The 13833-nt window shown below is 56.0% G+C and carries 18 protein-coding genes, 1 tRNA gene and 1 other RNA gene; 13 read left to right on the forward strand and 7 right to left on the reverse strand.

What is annotated here, in order from left to right; genetic code table 11:
* The 4 genes from ssrA to Q0N43_RS11155 form a co-directional block, all read right to left on the reverse strand.
* Window positions 1-284: a transfer-messenger RNA gene (gene ssrA / locus Q0N43_RS11140) on the reverse strand; the annotation flags it as partial.
* 6 nt (window positions 285-290) lie between these two features.
* Window positions 291-623, reverse strand: coding sequence for a 2Fe-2S iron-sulfur cluster-binding protein (locus tag Q0N43_RS11145; protein ID WP_295446356.1), 333 nt, complete (start codon window positions 621-623; stop codon window positions 291-293).
* Complete coding sequence (locus Q0N43_RS11150; RefSeq protein WP_295446358.1) at window positions 620-1762, reverse strand: cysteine desulfurase family protein; 1143 nt, start codon at window positions 1760-1762, stop codon at window positions 620-622. The genes Q0N43_RS11145 and Q0N43_RS11150 overlap by 4 nt, the downstream gene beginning before the upstream one ends.
* Window positions 1759-2799: an aminotransferase class V-fold PLP-dependent enzyme gene (locus Q0N43_RS11155; RefSeq protein WP_295446360.1), complete on the reverse strand. Its 1041-nt coding sequence runs from the start codon at window positions 2797-2799 to the stop codon at window positions 1759-1761. Before Q0N43_RS11155 ends, Q0N43_RS11150 begins: the two co-directional genes overlap by 4 nt.
* A gap of 114 nt (window positions 2800-2913) precedes the next feature.
* Here Q0N43_RS11155 and Q0N43_RS11160 point away from each other — a divergent pair, with 114 nt between their 5' ends.
* Window positions 2914-3570 carry an alpha/beta hydrolase gene (locus Q0N43_RS11160; protein WP_295446387.1) on the forward strand — a complete coding sequence of 219 codons (657 nt, stop codon included), beginning with the start codon at window positions 2914-2916 and terminating at the stop codon, window positions 3568-3570.
* A 166-nt stretch (window positions 3571-3736) separates the two neighbouring features.
* On the opposite strand, the gene Q0N43_RS11165 is transcribed toward Q0N43_RS11160, so the two are convergent.
* Window positions 3737-3955 carry a hypothetical protein gene (locus tag Q0N43_RS11165; protein ID WP_295446362.1) on the reverse strand — a complete coding sequence of 73 codons (219 nt, stop codon included), beginning with the start codon at window positions 3953-3955 and terminating at the stop codon, window positions 3737-3739.
* A 105-nt stretch (window positions 3956-4060) separates the two neighbouring features.
* Between Q0N43_RS11165 and rpiB the strand changes: the two genes are divergently transcribed.
* From rpiB to Q0N43_RS11190, 5 genes are read left to right on the forward strand one after another with little or no spacing between them, the layout of a single operon-like run.
* Window positions 4061-4513, forward strand: coding sequence for a ribose 5-phosphate isomerase B (gene rpiB, locus Q0N43_RS11170; protein ID WP_295446364.1), 453 nt, complete (start codon window positions 4061-4063; stop codon window positions 4511-4513).
* Window positions 4510-5823, forward strand: coding sequence for a serine hydroxymethyltransferase (gene glyA / locus Q0N43_RS11175; RefSeq protein ID WP_295446366.1), 1314 nt, complete (start codon window positions 4510-4512; stop codon window positions 5821-5823). The genes rpiB and glyA overlap by 4 nt, the downstream gene beginning before the upstream one ends.
* Window positions 5824-5869: 46 nt before the next feature.
* Window positions 5870-6214 (forward strand): zinc ribbon domain-containing protein, encoded by a 345-nt coding sequence (locus tag Q0N43_RS11180; RefSeq protein ID WP_295446368.1) that lies wholly within the window; start codon window positions 5870-5872, stop codon window positions 6212-6214.
* Window positions 6215-6676 carry a transcriptional regulator NrdR gene (gene nrdR / locus Q0N43_RS11185; protein ID WP_295446370.1) on the forward strand — a complete coding sequence of 154 codons (462 nt, stop codon included), beginning with the start codon at window positions 6215-6217 and terminating at the stop codon, window positions 6674-6676.
* Entirely contained in the window at window positions 6673-7395 is a 723-nt protein-coding gene (locus tag Q0N43_RS11190) for an RNA methyltransferase (RefSeq protein WP_295446372.1), read from the forward strand. Before nrdR ends, Q0N43_RS11190 begins: the two co-directional genes overlap by 4 nt.
* 35 nt (window positions 7396-7430) lie before the next feature.
* Here Q0N43_RS11190 and Q0N43_RS11195 read toward each other — a convergent pair whose 3' ends face one another.
* Window positions 7431-7748, reverse strand: a complete 318-nt coding sequence (locus tag Q0N43_RS11195; protein WP_295446374.1) for a chorismate mutase — start codon at window positions 7746-7748, stop codon at window positions 7431-7433.
* A 10-nt stretch (window positions 7749-7758) separates the two neighbouring features.
* A complete protein-coding gene (locus tag Q0N43_RS11200) occupies window positions 7759-7914 on the reverse strand; it encodes a hypothetical protein (RefSeq protein WP_295446376.1) in 156 nt (51 codons plus the stop codon).
* 13 nt (window positions 7915-7927) lie between these two features.
* Here Q0N43_RS11200 and rpsD point away from each other — a divergent pair, with 13 nt between their 5' ends.
* The 7 genes from rpsD to Q0N43_RS11235 all read left to right on the forward strand — a co-directional run bounded on the left by rpsD (window position 7928) and on the right by Q0N43_RS11235 (window position 13833).
* Window positions 7928-8542, forward strand: a complete 615-nt coding sequence (rpsD, locus tag Q0N43_RS11205) for a 30S ribosomal protein S4 (RefSeq protein ID WP_295446378.1) — start codon at window positions 7928-7930, stop codon at window positions 8540-8542.
* A gap of 112 nt (window positions 8543-8654) precedes the next feature.
* Window positions 8655-10334, forward strand: coding sequence for a M28 family metallopeptidase (locus Q0N43_RS11210; RefSeq protein WP_295446380.1), 1680 nt, complete (start codon window positions 8655-8657; stop codon window positions 10332-10334).
* Between the two features lie 4 nt (window positions 10335-10338).
* Complete coding sequence (locus tag Q0N43_RS11215; RefSeq protein WP_295446389.1) at window positions 10339-11319, forward strand: agmatine deiminase family protein; 981 nt, start codon at window positions 10339-10341, stop codon at window positions 11317-11319.
* A gap of 61 nt (window positions 11320-11380) precedes the next feature.
* Complete coding sequence (locus Q0N43_RS11220) at window positions 11381-12241, forward strand: methyltransferase (protein WP_295446382.1); 861 nt, start codon at window positions 11381-11383, stop codon at window positions 12239-12241.
* Window positions 12242-12333: 92 nt separating this feature from the next.
* Complete coding sequence (aguB, locus tag Q0N43_RS11225) at window positions 12334-13200, forward strand: N-carbamoylputrescine amidase (RefSeq protein WP_295446383.1); 867 nt, start codon at window positions 12334-12336, stop codon at window positions 13198-13200.
* Window positions 13184-13717 carry a 2-amino-4-hydroxy-6-hydroxymethyldihydropteridine diphosphokinase gene (gene folK / locus Q0N43_RS11230; RefSeq protein ID WP_295446385.1) on the forward strand — a complete coding sequence of 178 codons (534 nt, stop codon included), beginning with the start codon at window positions 13184-13186 and terminating at the stop codon, window positions 13715-13717. Before aguB ends, folK begins: the two co-directional genes overlap by 17 nt.
* Before the next feature lie 40 nt (window positions 13718-13757).
* A tRNA-Lys gene (locus Q0N43_RS11235) sits at window positions 13758-13833 on the forward strand.

Genomic DNA, 13833 nt, shown 5'->3' on the forward strand with positions numbered 1-13833 from the left:
GTGAGGCCCAAAATTACGCTGCGAGAGCAAGTGCTGAGTTATCGTTTGCACCTATTGGTTATGAACCATTTCACGGCTTATTCATGCCGGGCAAAAACAATGCTTTTCAACGCACGTCGATCCTAGTTCAGCCCCTCCAAGACCTCTGACAAACAGAGATTTTGGTGGAGCTGCCGGGTACCGCCCCCGGGTCCGCTGCACCTATTGCACATCGCAATTTATCACCATAGCCGGGCGAACCCGGCAACGACCCATATAGGCCTTTTTTCGTGAATGGGAAGTGAAGGTGGTTACAGACCCTGCATATTTCGGCTTTCCGCCGGAACATGGACATTCAACCCGTCAAGTTCGGGCGTCAGGATGATTTGGCAAGACAGGCGGCTCGTGCGTCGTGCGCCACTAGCGAGGTCAAGCATATCCTCCTCATCCTCAACCGCGCGGGGGAGCCTGTCGAACCAATCCTTATCAATGACGACATGGCAGGTGGAACACGCCATTTGGCCTTCGCAGGCGCCCTCCAAAGGCTGTCCGGCGGCTTGCGCGACGTCGAGCAGGCTCCGACCATCGACTGCTTGAACCTCCAGCGATTCGCCGTCGGCATTGATGAACGTGACTGTGATCATAACATCGCCTCTGCTGCCCAATTGATGGCCTCGGCTGCAATATCAATCTCTTCAGCCGTCGTATAGCGGCCAAAGCCCAAGCGGATGGAAGATTTTGCCTGCGCGTCAGTAAGGCCGATTGCGCGCAACACATGGCTTGGGCGACCGGAGCCACTGGCACAAGCGCTCCCCACAGAAAAGGCAATGTCCCGGCACTCCGAGATCAGCCGCGCCGCGTCAACGCCTTCCCGGCGAATGTTAAGATTGCCTTTATAGCGCCCCGTCGTTGCGCCATTGATGGTCCAGTCAGCGAACGCGGCCAAAGCGCGGTCCCACAGAGCGGAGACATGCGCGGCGTCCGTTTCCATCCGTTCTGCTGCCAATTTCGCCGCAGCGCCAAAGCCGACACATAAAGCAGGTGAGAGCGTGCCGGAGCGCATGCCTTGCTCTTGCCCCCCGCCCAGCATTTGTGGAGCCAGTGACACGCCATCGCGCACCCACAACGCGCCGATGCCCTTTGGCCCGTGAATTTTATGCGCGGATATTGCGATCATATCGGGGCCGTCCGGAATAGGCATACGGCCAAAAGCTTGCACGGCATCGCAAAGGAAAAGCTTGTTTTGGGCATGGGCGGCAGCGGCGAGACCGGCAATAGGTTGAATGGTTCCAATCTCGTTGTTGACCATCATGATGGCGAGCAACGCCGCATCGACTTGCGATGGCGAGGGGGACCGCTCGACAAGGTCGAGCGGTGAAGGGGAACTGGATGCAACCTGTCCCAATATTGAAGAAGCCCCTCCGTCAGTTGCAAGGCAACTGCCACCTCCCCATCGCAAGTCGATGGGGAGGATAATACCGCCCAAATGCTGCACGCAATCCAAAACCGCAGCATGCTCGGTCGCTGGGGCGCTCACCGGCAGACCAGTTCCCATAATCGCCAGATTAATTGCTTCTGTAGCGCCGGAGGTAAAGATAACGCGCCCACCGGGCGGCAACAAAGCCGCCACTTGATCACGGGCGAATTCAACCGCCGCGGCCGCCGCTCTGCCCGGTGCATGCGCGCTGTGCGGGTTCGCAAATCCGGTCTTTAACCAAGGCTCCATTGCCGCAAAGACTTCGGGCGCGAGCGACGTCGTGGCTTGATAGTCCAGATATATCATGCGGCTTTTGCGCGAGCGGCGATGCTGCGCCAGACATCGATTAAGCGCCCGACGTCCGCGTCATCAGTATCAACGCCAAAGCTGACGCGGATGACTTCGGAGGCAGATCTATCATCCCATCCCATCGCGCCAAGCACATGGCTGGTTTTAAGTTTACCCGATGAGCAGGCGCTACCCGCAGAAACCGCGATCCCTGCCATGTCAAAGTTGATAAGCTGGCTTGATGCGGCAATGCCCGGCATCCGGTAACTGCCGATGGTCGCTAGCCGGTTGCTTTCCGGCGCAATGACAACGCCGCCAGATTCGACAATAGCGTCTTCCAATATTTTGCGTAGGCGGACCGCGTTTTCCATCCACAAAAACCCCGCCTCAAGCGCCGCTGCAAATCCGATCGCAGCCGGCAAATTCTCCGTCCCGCGTCGATAGCCTTGCTCTTGACCCCCCGTCGGTGACAACAATCCAAGATTGCGCACGAGCAATGCGCCCATGCCAGGCGGCCCGCCCAATTTATGCGCTGACACCGCAATCATATCCGCATCGGGGAGCGGCAGTTTCCCAGCGCTCTGTGAACAATCGGCGAAGAATATGCCGCCAACGTCCCGCACAGCGCCCGCAATCTCGGCCATGGGTTGGATAACGCCGGTTTCATTGTTCACCGATTGAACAGCAAATCGTGCGTTGCCAATAATCGCCCCGATATCGACCTGTCCACCATCCCCTACCGGCAAACGGTTTGGCCCAGCCACCGCCAGCACCGCATCATGCTCCACTGTACTCGCCACTGCGGCCGTGCCCCGAAGCCCAAGCGCAATCGCTTCGCTGGCTCCGCTCGTCAGGATGACTTCGCCATCCCAATCCAGCGCGGCTGCAATCCGCCTGCGTGCGTCCTCAAGCGCAAAGCGGGCCTCCCTACCCTCTTGATGCGGCGACGACGGATTGGCCCAACGCCCCATCGCCTCGGCCATCGCCGCGCGCGCCTCCGAAATCACGGGCGTCGTGGCGGCATGATCAAGATAGATGCGGGTTTGGTCGGGCATAGTTTCCATGACAGTTGCGAAAATCGTCACTGCTTCTATATAGCGCTTGCAGTTCCTGCAAAGCCCGAACCGTCGGGTAAAGCTCGGCACACATTCTTAGAATCGAACATTTATATGCCCGCCATTGCTATTCCTGGTCCAGAAGGCCGCCTTGAAGCCCGTTTTTCGCCGCCGCCGCGCCCACGAGCACCAATTGCAATGATACTGCACCCGCACCCGCAAGCGGGCGGGACAATGAACGACCGCATCACGCAACAGCTCTACAAAACCTTTGTGGCGCGCGGTTTTGGCGTCTTACGCTTCAATTTTCGCGGCGTTGGCCGAAGCGAAGGCGAATTTGACAATGGCATAGGTGAATTGTCTGACGCAGCGTCCGCGCTCGATTGGGTCCAAAGCTTCCACCCCGAAGCTTCCACCACATGGATCGCCGGTTTCAGCTTTGGCGCGTGGATCGGAATGCAACTTTTGATGCGCCGCCCGGAAATTCGTGGCTTCATCTCGGTAGCGCCTCCAGCCAACATGTATGATTTCAGCTTTCTGGCGCCCTGCCCTTCATCGGGCATCATCATTCAGGGCGTGAATGACGAAGTCGTAAACCCGAATGCGGTGCAAAAGTTGGTCGATAAACTCCGCACCCAGCGGCACATCACCATCCATCATGACGAAATTCCACGCGCAAACCATTTCTTCGAAAATGAAATGGAATTGCTGATGGCATCGGTGAACGGCTATCTCGATTTCCGGTTGGACCCGAACTGTCCGATTAAGTGATTTTTTCAGGCAGAGGCGCAGAGGGCGCGGAGAGGTATTGATCCAACGTCACCCTGAACTTGTTTCAGGGTCTTATTTCTGAGAACTCTCATTATTAAGATTCTGAAACAAGTTCAGAATGACAGCACGGAAACCTCCGCGTCCTCCGCGCCTCTGCGTGAGATAATCAGCGTTGTTCGACTGCGCCTGTTACCAGTGATTGCCCCTTTTCATCAGGCACCACCCAAATCGCCACATTGGCGATTATAACCAAGGCCGCCGCGACCATCAGCCACATTTGCTGGCTAGCGCCATCCCGCCGCCAGCGTTTCGTTGCACCATAAAGCAGCAGGAAGGCCGAAAGCAGGGCAATGGACAATATGGCATTGATCATAATCGCGTCCATAAAGACGGTGGATAAGCTGCGCAATCACGGAAATTCGGCATGGCCTTTTGCGGCTTGGTCCCATAGGGGGATCCTAGTTCGACTCAAGCTGCTACAGGACGTGCCATGCGTATCGCCATCGCCTCAGATCATGCTGCTCTTGCCCTGAAATCAGCGCTAGCTGAATATCTGCGCGCTGCCGGACATGATGTCGACGACCTTGGCCCCCATGATGAAGCTTCAGTGGACTATCCCGATTACGGATACAGGCTTGCAAACGCGATAGCCGATGGTTCGGCGGAACGCGGCGTTGCCTTATGTGGGTCCGGCATTGGTATTTCTATTGCCGTGAACCGCAACCCTGCCGCGCGCGCCGCTCTTGTATCTGAACCACTATCGGCCCGCCTGTCGCGTGAACATAATGATGCCAATGTCATTGCCATGGGCGCGCGCCTGATCGGAATTGAAATGGCAAAGGCCTGTATTGATGCATTTCTCTCAACCGAATTTGGTGGTGACCGGCACCAACGGCGCGTTGATAAATTATCCAACCCCATCATGACTAAGGAACCAGCATGAGCACGCGCCCCGCACACGATCTTTCCGATGTTCAGCCAGACGGCTTTTTCACACGCGGCTTGGCTGAAACCGATGCCGAAGTGTTTGCCGGCCTTACCCATGAACTGGACCGCGAGCAGAACCAGATTGAACTGATTGCGTCCGAAAATATTGTGTCAAAGGCTGTGCTTGAAGCGCAGGGGTCGGTCTTCACCAACAAATATGCCGAGGGTTATCCCGGCAAGCGTTATTATCAGGGTTGTGCGCCCTCGGACGAAGTTGAAACTCTAGCCATTGAACGCGCCAAGAAGCTGTTCAACGCTGGCTTTGCCAATGTCCAGCCGCATTCCGGCGCGCAGGCCAATGGCGCAGTCATGCTGGCGCTCGTAAAGCCAGGCGACACGATATTGGGCATGAGCCTTGATGCAGGGGGCCATTTGACGCACGGCGCAAAGGCCGCCATGTCAGGCAAGTGGTTCAACGCGGTGCAGTTTGGCGTGAATCCAGAAACCCACTTGATTGATTTTGACGAAGTTGAGCGGCTTGCCAAAGAACATCGTCCAAAAATCATCATTGCAGGGGGCTCCGCTTATCCGCGTATCATCGATTTCGCACGCTTCCGCGCTATTGCTGACGAAGTCGGCGCGATCTTCCATGTTGATATGGCGCACTTTGCTGGCCTGGTTGCTGGCGGCGTTCATCCAAACCCGCTCGAGCATGCGCATGTCGTAACCAACACCACGCATAAAACGCTCCGTGGACCTCGTGGAGGCATGATTACGACCAATGATGAGGCTATCGCCAAGAAGGTCAACTCTGCGGTCTTCCCGGGCCTCCAAGGCGGTCCATTGATGCATGTCATTGCCGCCAAGGCTGTCGCCTTTGGTGAGGCCCTTCGCCCAGATTTCAAAACTTATGCCGCAGCGACGATTGCCAATGCGAAGGTTCTGGCCGCAACGCTGCATGAACGCGGTGCTAATTTGGTTTCCGGTGGCACCGATACGCATTTGGCTTTGGTCGACCTGACCCCGCTCGGCATTACCGGACGCGATGCCGACGAGGCGTTGGAGCGCGCGGCTATCACTTGCAACAAAAACGGCATTCCCAATGATCCGCTACCGCCGATGAAAACCAGCGGTATCCGCGTTGGTTCGCCTGCCGGAACGACACGCGGCTTTGGCGTCGCTGAATTCCGGGAAATCGGCCACATGATCTCTGACGTTCTTGAAGGCTTGCGTCAAAAGGGCGAGCATGGCGATGCGGCGGTCGAGGCCGAGGTCCGTCTTCGTGTCCGCGAATTGTGCAGCCGCTTCCCAATTTACCCATCTTGAATTACACAGGTGCCTTACCCATCTAATACACAGAAGGGAATTGACCATGGGATTTTGTAACGAATGTGATGCGGCATATGGCGATGGCGCGAAGTTTTGTGCCAATTGTGGTGCAAAAACGCCTGAACAACGGGCCGCCGAAAGCATACCCAATCAGGCACGGCATTATGTAGGTGAGGCTGTGGACGAGCTGTGGAGCGCGACCAAGGATGCGTTTCACACCGGTAAGCATCTCGCCGATCAAGACACCGTAAAGAAAGTCGCTGGCGGCGCAGCGATTGGTGCAGCCGCAGGCATTATCGCCCCAATCGGACTTGCCACCGGTGCATTGATTGGTGCAGGCATTGTCGCGTACCGGCATGTGAACAAGAAAAAGAATCAGGAGAAATAATTGCGCTGCCCATTCTGCGGACATGACGATAGCCAGGTAAAGGACAGCCGTCCGACTGAAGACAATAGCGCAATCCGCCGTCGGCGGCAGTGCGAGGGTTGCGGTGGGCGCTTCACAACCTTTGAGCGCATTCAGCTGCGTGAGCTGGTGGTGATCAAAAGCGAAGGTAAACGCGAGCCGTTCGACCGGGAGAAGCTGGAACGTTCGCTGTCAGTCGCGTGCCGAAAGCGTCCGGTGGACAATACGCAAATCGAAAAACTTGCCTCGGCGATACAGCGACAGCTTGAAACCCTGGGTGAAAGCGAAATCGAAACCAAACGCATTGGCGAATTCGTCATGGATGGGTTGAAGGCGCTTGATAGCGTTGCGTATATCCGCTTTGCGTCGGTCTATAAGGACTTTAGCGAAGCCAAGGATTTTGAAGATTTCGCCGGAAGCGTGGTCGAAGCGGCGCAGAAATGACCGCGCCGCCCATCATCATTCTTTGCCGTCCGCAATTGGGCGAAAATATCGGCAAGGCGGCCCGCGCTATGCTCAACTTCGGCCTTACCGAAATGCGTCTTGTCGCCCCGCGCGATGGATGGCCCAACCCCAATGCAGGACCAGCGGCATCGGGCGCGGACATTGTGTTGGCCAATGCCCAAGTTTTTCCGACACTGGCGGAGGCAACCGCAGACATTGCACATGTCTATGCCACAACAGTGCGCAAGCGCGGTGTGACGAAGCCGGTTATCACGCCCGAAGTGGCTGCCCGAGAGATATTCGGCAACACAGTGCGAAGCGCGATATTGTTCGGGGCCGAACGATCAGGCTTGGAAAGCGACGAAGTCAATGTTGCCCGCGCCATCATCACGGTGCCGATTAATCCTGAATTTGGTTCACTGAACTTGGCGCAGGCAGTAATCCTGTGCGCGTATGAATGGTCAAAAACACAGACGCTCGCGAGTCCGCCCAAAACAGATTTGGAACCTCCTGCCACGCAGTTCGAATTGGACGGCCTTATTTCACAGTTGGATGCCATGCTGGAGCCGCTGAATTATTTCACGCCCATTGACCGCGCGCCAGTCACCCGCCGCACGTTGCGCAATTTGCTAACGAAGCCAGCATGGAACGCGCTTGAGGTCAGGACATTACGCGGCGTGCTCACAACGTTGAACAGACGGCGATCGCCCGAAGTTTAGGGTCAGGACCACTTGAGAAAACCGCTGGCACGCTATTAAGCGCTATTGGCATCCCAAATATCGAGTTCGTAAGCGATAGAAGCCTCAACCAAACGCTCCCATAGGTCAGCAACCACCTCGACCGGAATGCCTGAGCCACTTGCCGCGTCGTGGACGTTTTTGAGAACCTGTTGCTTGCGTGCTTCGTCGCGGACGGCGTTGCGTTCTGTTTTAATCCGGGCGGCGGCGTCCATATACGCGAAGCGAACGGCCAGAAGCTCGACCAATTGCGCATCAACCCAATCAACGCCCGCTCGCACTTCGGTCATATCATTGCATTTGACGGGTTCAATTGGGCTGACTGTTCTGCTCATGGCAGCGCCTTTACGATTCAGCCAAGGTAAAGTCGAGCCAGATGTTGACATAACGCCCGTCAACGGCCATAGGCGCCGCTTCGCAATCGACCCTGCATTCCGGTGAAGCAGGTGTCCGGCACATTTCAGATGTGTCGCGCGGTACCGGAAGCAACGTTGTTAGCAATTGGAGACTGAATATGTCGATGCGCAAAAGCTCGAAGTATAAACTTGACCGCCGGATGGGTGAAAATATCTGGGGCCGTCCAAAATCTCCGGTAAATAAGCGCGAATATGGCCCAGGTCAGCATGGTCAGCGCCGCAAAGGCAAGCTGTCTGATTACGGCATCCAGCTGCGCGCCAAGCAGAAGCTCAAAGGCTATTATGGCGACGTAACTGAAAAGCAGTTCAAGCGCGCCTATCAAGAAGCCAGCAACATGAAGGGCGATACGTCGCAGAACCTTATCGGTCTGCTGGAGCGTCGTTTGGATATGGTCGTATACCGCGCCAAGTTCGCACCAACCATTTTTGCGGCACGCCAGATCGTCAGCCATGGCCATATCCGTGTCAATGGCGTGAAGTGCAATATCGCCAGCCGTCAGGTTGCCGTTGGCGACATCATCAGCTTGGGGCCAAAGGCCAAGGAAATGGCATTGGTTATCGAAGCGCAAGGCCTCGCCGAACGTGACATTCCTGAATATGTTGCCGTTGATGGCAACGACAAGGTAACCTTCGCACGCGTGCCCACGCTTGATGAAGTGCCTTATCCTGTGAAGATGGAGCCAAATCTGGTCGTCGAATTCTATTCGCGTTAATCTTCCAATCAAATTTACGAAAAAGGCGGTCCCTGTGGCCGCCTTTTTCATTTGAGCCGCGCGAACGGGTCTGGCACAGTGCGCGCAATAATATTTCCTTTAGGAGAATTTGATGCGCCTGTTTTCGCTCGCCCTTGTTGCCGCGCTTGTCCTTACCTCCGCGTGTCAGAAAACGGCATCGCGGGATATGGACATTTCGGCATTACCACAGGTCGAGGTCCCTGCTTTGTCAGAAAAGACAATGAAGGACGTCACCCGCGAGTTGTCGCTTGATGCGTATGAGGGTCGTGCGCCTGGGTCGATTGGCGAAGGAAAGACCGTCGCGCACCTGATTTCCAAGTTCAAAGCGGCAGGACTTGAACCGGGAAATAATGGCAGTTGGACACAGGACGTCCCCCTGATCGAAATCACCGCGAAAAACGTCTCGGCCTTAAGCATTGCCGACCGGAACGGAAAGGCCACGTCCTTTGCCTATGGCAGTGAATATGTCATCGGCAGCTATCGCGAGGCCGCCAAAACCGACATCAAGCAAAGCGACATGATTTTCGTCGGCCATGGCATTGTCGCTCCGGAAAAGAGTTGGAACGATTATGCGGGCGCTGATGTGAAGGGCAAGACCGTCGTTGTGATGGTCAATGACCCCGACTTCGAAAATGATAGCCTAGAAGGCCCCTTCGGTGGCAAAGCCATGACCTATTATGGCCGCTGGACTTACAAATATGAAGAGGCAGCGCGTCAGGGCGCGGCGGCCGTCTTGATTATCCACGACACTGCGCCTGCCGCTTATGGTTGGAACGTTGTCAATTCCAGTTGGACGGGCACACAGTTCCTCGCGCAATCCAAAGATGGCGGCAAAAGCCAGACTCAAGCCAATGGCTGGATTCAGAAATCTGTCGCCAAGGACATTTTTGCCGCAGCTGGCCAGGATCTGGAAAAGCAAATGGCCGCAGCAAAGCAGAAAGGCTTCAAGGCCGTACCCTTGAACCTGACGGCGTCGCTTAGCTTTGATAACGACATCGCGCGCAAGGCCAGCAAGAATGTGATTGGTGTGATGAAGGGCACTAAACGGCCCGATGAATATGTGCTTTACACCGCGCATTGGGACCATCTGGGGCGTTGCACGGCGGCGGCGGATGGCGATGACATCTGCAACGGCGCCGTGGACAATGCCACGGGGACAGCCGCGCTGGTTGCGCTTGCGGAGGGCTATGCCAAAGCCGGCGCGCCAGACCGGTCGGTCGTGTTCCTTGCGGTCACTGCCGAGGAAAGCGGCCTTCTCGGTTCCAAATATTATGCCGAAAACCCGATATTCCGGCTGTCCCAAACCGTTGGCGGCGTAAATATGGATGCAATTTCGATGTCCGGCCCCGCCAAGAACCTGACCGTCATTGGCAAGGGCAAGTCGCAACTTGACACTTATTTGGAAGCAGCGGCGAAATCAGAAGGCCGAACACCCGAAATGGAGCCGACCCCGGAAAAAGGTTTCTATTATCGTTCCGACCATTTCAGCTTCGCCAAACTTGGCGTGCCGATGGTATATTTCGAAGGCGGCGATGATCTAGTCATTGGTGGAAAAGCAGCGGCCAAGGCAGCGGCAGATGACTATGAAAAGAAACGATATCACGCCCCCGGCGATGAATTTGACGAAAAATGGGATTGGTCAGGCGTGATGTCCGATCTGAACCTCTATTACCGGGTTGGCCGGATGCTTGCGATGACCAATGCATGGCCAAACTGGAACGAGGGAGATGAATTCCGCGCCGTTCGCGACAAAAGCCGCAGCGCGAAATAATCCCATGGCGTTTCGCATGCCCGCAGAATGGGCGCCCCATGAATCGGTCTGGATTGGCTTTCCAAGTTCGGCGGATGCCTGGGGTGAACCACTGCATCGCGCCCAGCAGCAGATTGCCGCATTTGCCAATGCCGTCCATGCCTCTGGCCGTGGCGAGCGTGTCCATGTGATCGCAGGCAGCGCCGAAGCCGCCATGATTGCCACCGATCTTGTGGACAGCGGGGTCCATGTAGAACAGCGCATAATAGGGGACATCTGGCTGCGCGACACGGGCTGTATCATCGTGCAGGAGGGCAATCTGCGTATCGCACGCGATTTCGGCTTTAACGGCTGGGGTGGCCGTTTTGATTATCCCGGCGACAAAAGCGTTGGCAGTGACCTCGCCGTTGCTGCGGGATTGGACGTCACGAAGGCTGATTGGATATTGGAAGGCGGCTCAATCGATGTCGACGGCAATGGTCTGGCTGCGACCACCATCGATTGCTTGTTGAACCCTAACCGTAATCCTACGCTCAATAAGGAAGCAATTGAAGCGCGGCTTCGCGATGACCTTGGGATACAAAGATTGCTTTGGCTAGGCGATGGCTTGGCGAATGATCACACCGATGGGCATATCGACAATCTCGCCCGCTTTGTGGGGGTAAACCACATCCTCATTCCGCAAGGCGCAGGGCAAGATGACCCCAATGAAGCCGTTTTTGAAGATGCCCGCAAACGCGCAGAAGCATTTGGGTGCCGGGTTAGCCTCATGCCTTCGGTCGGGCGCTTCTTGCAAGATGGAGAAGCCGTTCCGGCAAGCTACATGAATTTCTACATAGGCAATGCCGCAATTGTCGTGCCGATCTATGGCGTGCAGGATGACGATGCAGCCATTGCCACTTTGGCGACATTGTTCCCGGACCGACAAATTGTCGGTGTCATGGCGGACGCAGTGTTGACCGGAGGCGGCAGCTTTCATTGCTCAAGCCAACAAGTGCCAATTTGATTGTATTTAAATTCCAGACTCGAATAGTCTACACAGCACGCAACCAAGAAGAGGATTTCTCATGAAAAAAGCTTTTCTATTCGCCCTCGCAGCCGCCACTTTGGCCGTTCCCGCGCTCGCTGACCACCATGGTGGCAAGATGGCCGACCATGACAAAATGCATAAGGCGCATCAGGATCGGCTTGCTCAAATCCTTGCGGATCCGGCACGGGCAAATGACGCAAAACGGGACAAATATCGCCACCCTGCCGAAACGTTTGAATTTTTCCGCCTTCACCCCGATCATGTGATTGGTGAATATGCCCCCGGCGGCGCATGGGTATCGCGCATCCTTGGCCGCTATATCAACGAAAATGGCAAATATACGGGCCTGTATTTCGGAACAAAAACCTTTTTCAGTGACCAGCAAAAGCAAGGCATTGCCTCGGCTGTTGGCAAATTTCCTTCCGACGTTGCCGCCGTATCCGGCCGGCCAGCCGCTGATTTTAATGCCTTTTCCTTAAGCGAAACGCCCGAAGGCGCGAAAGGAACGTTCGACCGCATATTGATCATGCGCATGATGCACAACATCATGAACTGGAACATCGCCGACGCCGAAATAAAGGCAATGCGTGACCTGCTGAAGCCAGAAGGCCTTATCGGCATCGAACAGCACCGCGCCAAGGCAGATGCACCGTTCAGCTACACCGACGGCAGCAAAGGCTATATGCGCGAAGCCGACATCATCAACTTCATGAAAATCCATGGCTTTGCACTTGTCGCCAAAAGCGAAGTGAACGCCAACCCCAAGGACAGCGCAAACTGGCCAGATGGCGTGTGGACATTGCCGCCTGCGCTGCGTTTGAAGGATGTCGATCGCGCGAAATATGAAGGCATTGGTGAATCTGATCGCATGACCCTGCTGTTCCAAAAACGCGATTGAAGATTTTGCGGCGGCGGCGGCGCTGAACAAAATATGCCGTTTGGCGACAATCATGATTGCGGCACGTTTCGGGGTGCGGCTATAGACGCGGCATGACCAGAGATATCACCGTCGCCGCGTTGCAACTGCCTTTGTCGGCTAGCGAAGCCGAAAACATTGATTCCGTGAGTGACCTTGTGTCGCAGGCATCCGACTTGGGCGCGCAAATCATCCTGCCGCCTGAATTGTTTTCAGGGCCTTATTTCTGCAAAACGCAGGAAGAAGCGCATTTCGCGCTCGCGCGGCCAACCTTCGAACATCCTGCGGTCCGGGCCATGGCTAAGCTCGCCAAGCGCCTTAATGTTGCTATCCCCGCCAGCTTCTTCGAACGCGACGGCGCGCATTTCTACAACAGCATCGCGATTATCGACGCCAATGGCGAAATCATGGGCGTGTATCGCAAGAGCCATATTCCCGACGGCCCCGGCTATCAGGAAAAATATTATTTCCGTCCCGGCAATACCGGGTTCAAGGTCTGGGACGTATTCGGCACGCGCATCGGCGTCGGCATCTGCTGGGACCAATGGTACCCCGAATGTGCGAGGGCGATGGCATTGATGGGCGCTGAATTGTTATTCTACCCCACAGCCATCGGTGCCGAGCCGCAGGATGCGACATTGGACACACGGCATATGTGGCGGCGGGCGATGATTGGCCATGCCGTATCGAACTGTATGCCCGTCATTGCGGCTAACCGGGTCGGCAGCGAAGACGACCATGGTCAGACGGCGCAAAAATTCTACGGCACCAGCTTCATCGCCAATGAATGGGGCGATGTGGTCTGCGACCTGGACGACGCTGAAACCGGCATAATGGTATCGACCTTTGACTTAGACCTAGCCCGTGCGCACCGCGCCAGCATGGGCTTTTTCCGCGACCGCAGGCCCGCATTATACACCCGCCTTGCCCAGGATATTTGATCTGTCGCATCTCTATCTTATTGGCATAGGTTCAAATCAGCCACATCCTGTCATTGGCACACCAAACCGCATCATCCCGCACGCGATAGCTGCGCTGGAGATGGATGACATTGATGTGTTCGCACATTCGGCCATCATTCAGTCAAGCCCGATGGGGCCATCGTCACGCCGCTTTGCCAATGCGGCTGCGATAGTGGCAACCGCACTTGATCCGCCTGCACTGCTTGCCCGCTTGCACGAAATCGAAAGCCATTTTGGACGCGTCCGTCGTGGCCAAAGCTGGCGCGCGCGGGTGTTGGACCTCGACATTCTTTTATGGTCCGGCGGCAACTGGGTAGACAGCAATCCAGCGCTTTTCATTCCGCATCCTGGCCTGCGTTCACGCGGCTTTGTCCTCACGCCTGCCGCCATGATTGCCCCCGATTGGCGCGACCCCGTGTCGGGCCTTAACATTCGTCACCTGCAATCACGATTTAACCGACCAAAGGCGCTTGACCGCACCCCCCACCGCCATTAGGGGGAGCGCTCTCCTTTGAACCCATGATAGTTCAAAGCGGGGGCCCTTAGCTCAGTCGGTAGAGCAACTGACTTTTAATCAGTAGGTCGCTGGTTCGAACCCAGCAGGGCTCACCA

This window comes from Sphingorhabdus sp. EL138 (assembly GCF_945882965.1).
Taxonomy (GTDB): domain Bacteria; phylum Pseudomonadota; class Alphaproteobacteria; order Sphingomonadales; family Sphingomonadaceae; genus Sphingorhabdus_B.

Coding starts and splice junctions, on each gene's coding strand:
- Q0N43_RS11145 (WP_295446356.1), bottom strand. CDS start 623: ATGATCACAGTCACGTTCATCAATGCCGACGGCGAATCGCTGGAGGTT.
- Q0N43_RS11150 (WP_295446358.1), bottom strand. CDS start 1,762: ATGATATATCTGGACTATCAAGCCACGACGTCGCTCGCGCCCGAAGTC.
- Q0N43_RS11155 (WP_295446360.1), bottom strand. CDS start 2,799: ATGCCCGACCAAACCCGCATCTATCTTGATCATGCCGCCACGACGCCC.
- Q0N43_RS11160 (WP_295446387.1), top strand. CDS start 2,914: ATGCCCGCCATTGCTATTCCTGGTCCAGAAGGCCGCCTTGAAGCCCGT.
- Q0N43_RS11165 (WP_295446362.1), bottom strand. CDS start 3,955: ATGGACGCGATTATGATCAATGCCATATTGTCCATTGCCCTGCTTTCG.
- rpiB (WP_295446364.1), top strand. CDS start 4,061: ATGCGTATCGCCATCGCCTCAGATCATGCTGCTCTTGCCCTGAAATCA.
- glyA (WP_295446366.1), top strand. CDS start 4,510: ATGAGCACGCGCCCCGCACACGATCTTTCCGATGTTCAGCCAGACGGC.
- Q0N43_RS11180 (WP_295446368.1), top strand. CDS start 5,870: ATGGGATTTTGTAACGAATGTGATGCGGCATATGGCGATGGCGCGAAG.
- Q0N43_RS11190 (WP_295446372.1), top strand. CDS start 6,673: ATGACCGCGCCGCCCATCATCATTCTTTGCCGTCCGCAATTGGGCGAA.
- Q0N43_RS11195 (WP_295446374.1), bottom strand. CDS start 7,748: ATGAGCAGAACAGTCAGCCCAATTGAACCCGTCAAATGCAATGATATG.
- rpsD (WP_295446378.1), top strand. CDS start 7,928: ATGTCGATGCGCAAAAGCTCGAAGTATAAACTTGACCGCCGGATGGGT.
- Q0N43_RS11210 (WP_295446380.1), top strand. CDS start 8,655: ATGCGCCTGTTTTCGCTCGCCCTTGTTGCCGCGCTTGTCCTTACCTCC.
- Q0N43_RS11215 (WP_295446389.1), top strand. CDS start 10,339: ATGGCGTTTCGCATGCCCGCAGAATGGGCGCCCCATGAATCGGTCTGG.
- Q0N43_RS11220 (WP_295446382.1), top strand. CDS start 11,381: ATGAAAAAAGCTTTTCTATTCGCCCTCGCAGCCGCCACTTTGGCCGTT.
- aguB (WP_295446383.1), top strand. CDS start 12,334: ATGACCAGAGATATCACCGTCGCCGCGTTGCAACTGCCTTTGTCGGCT.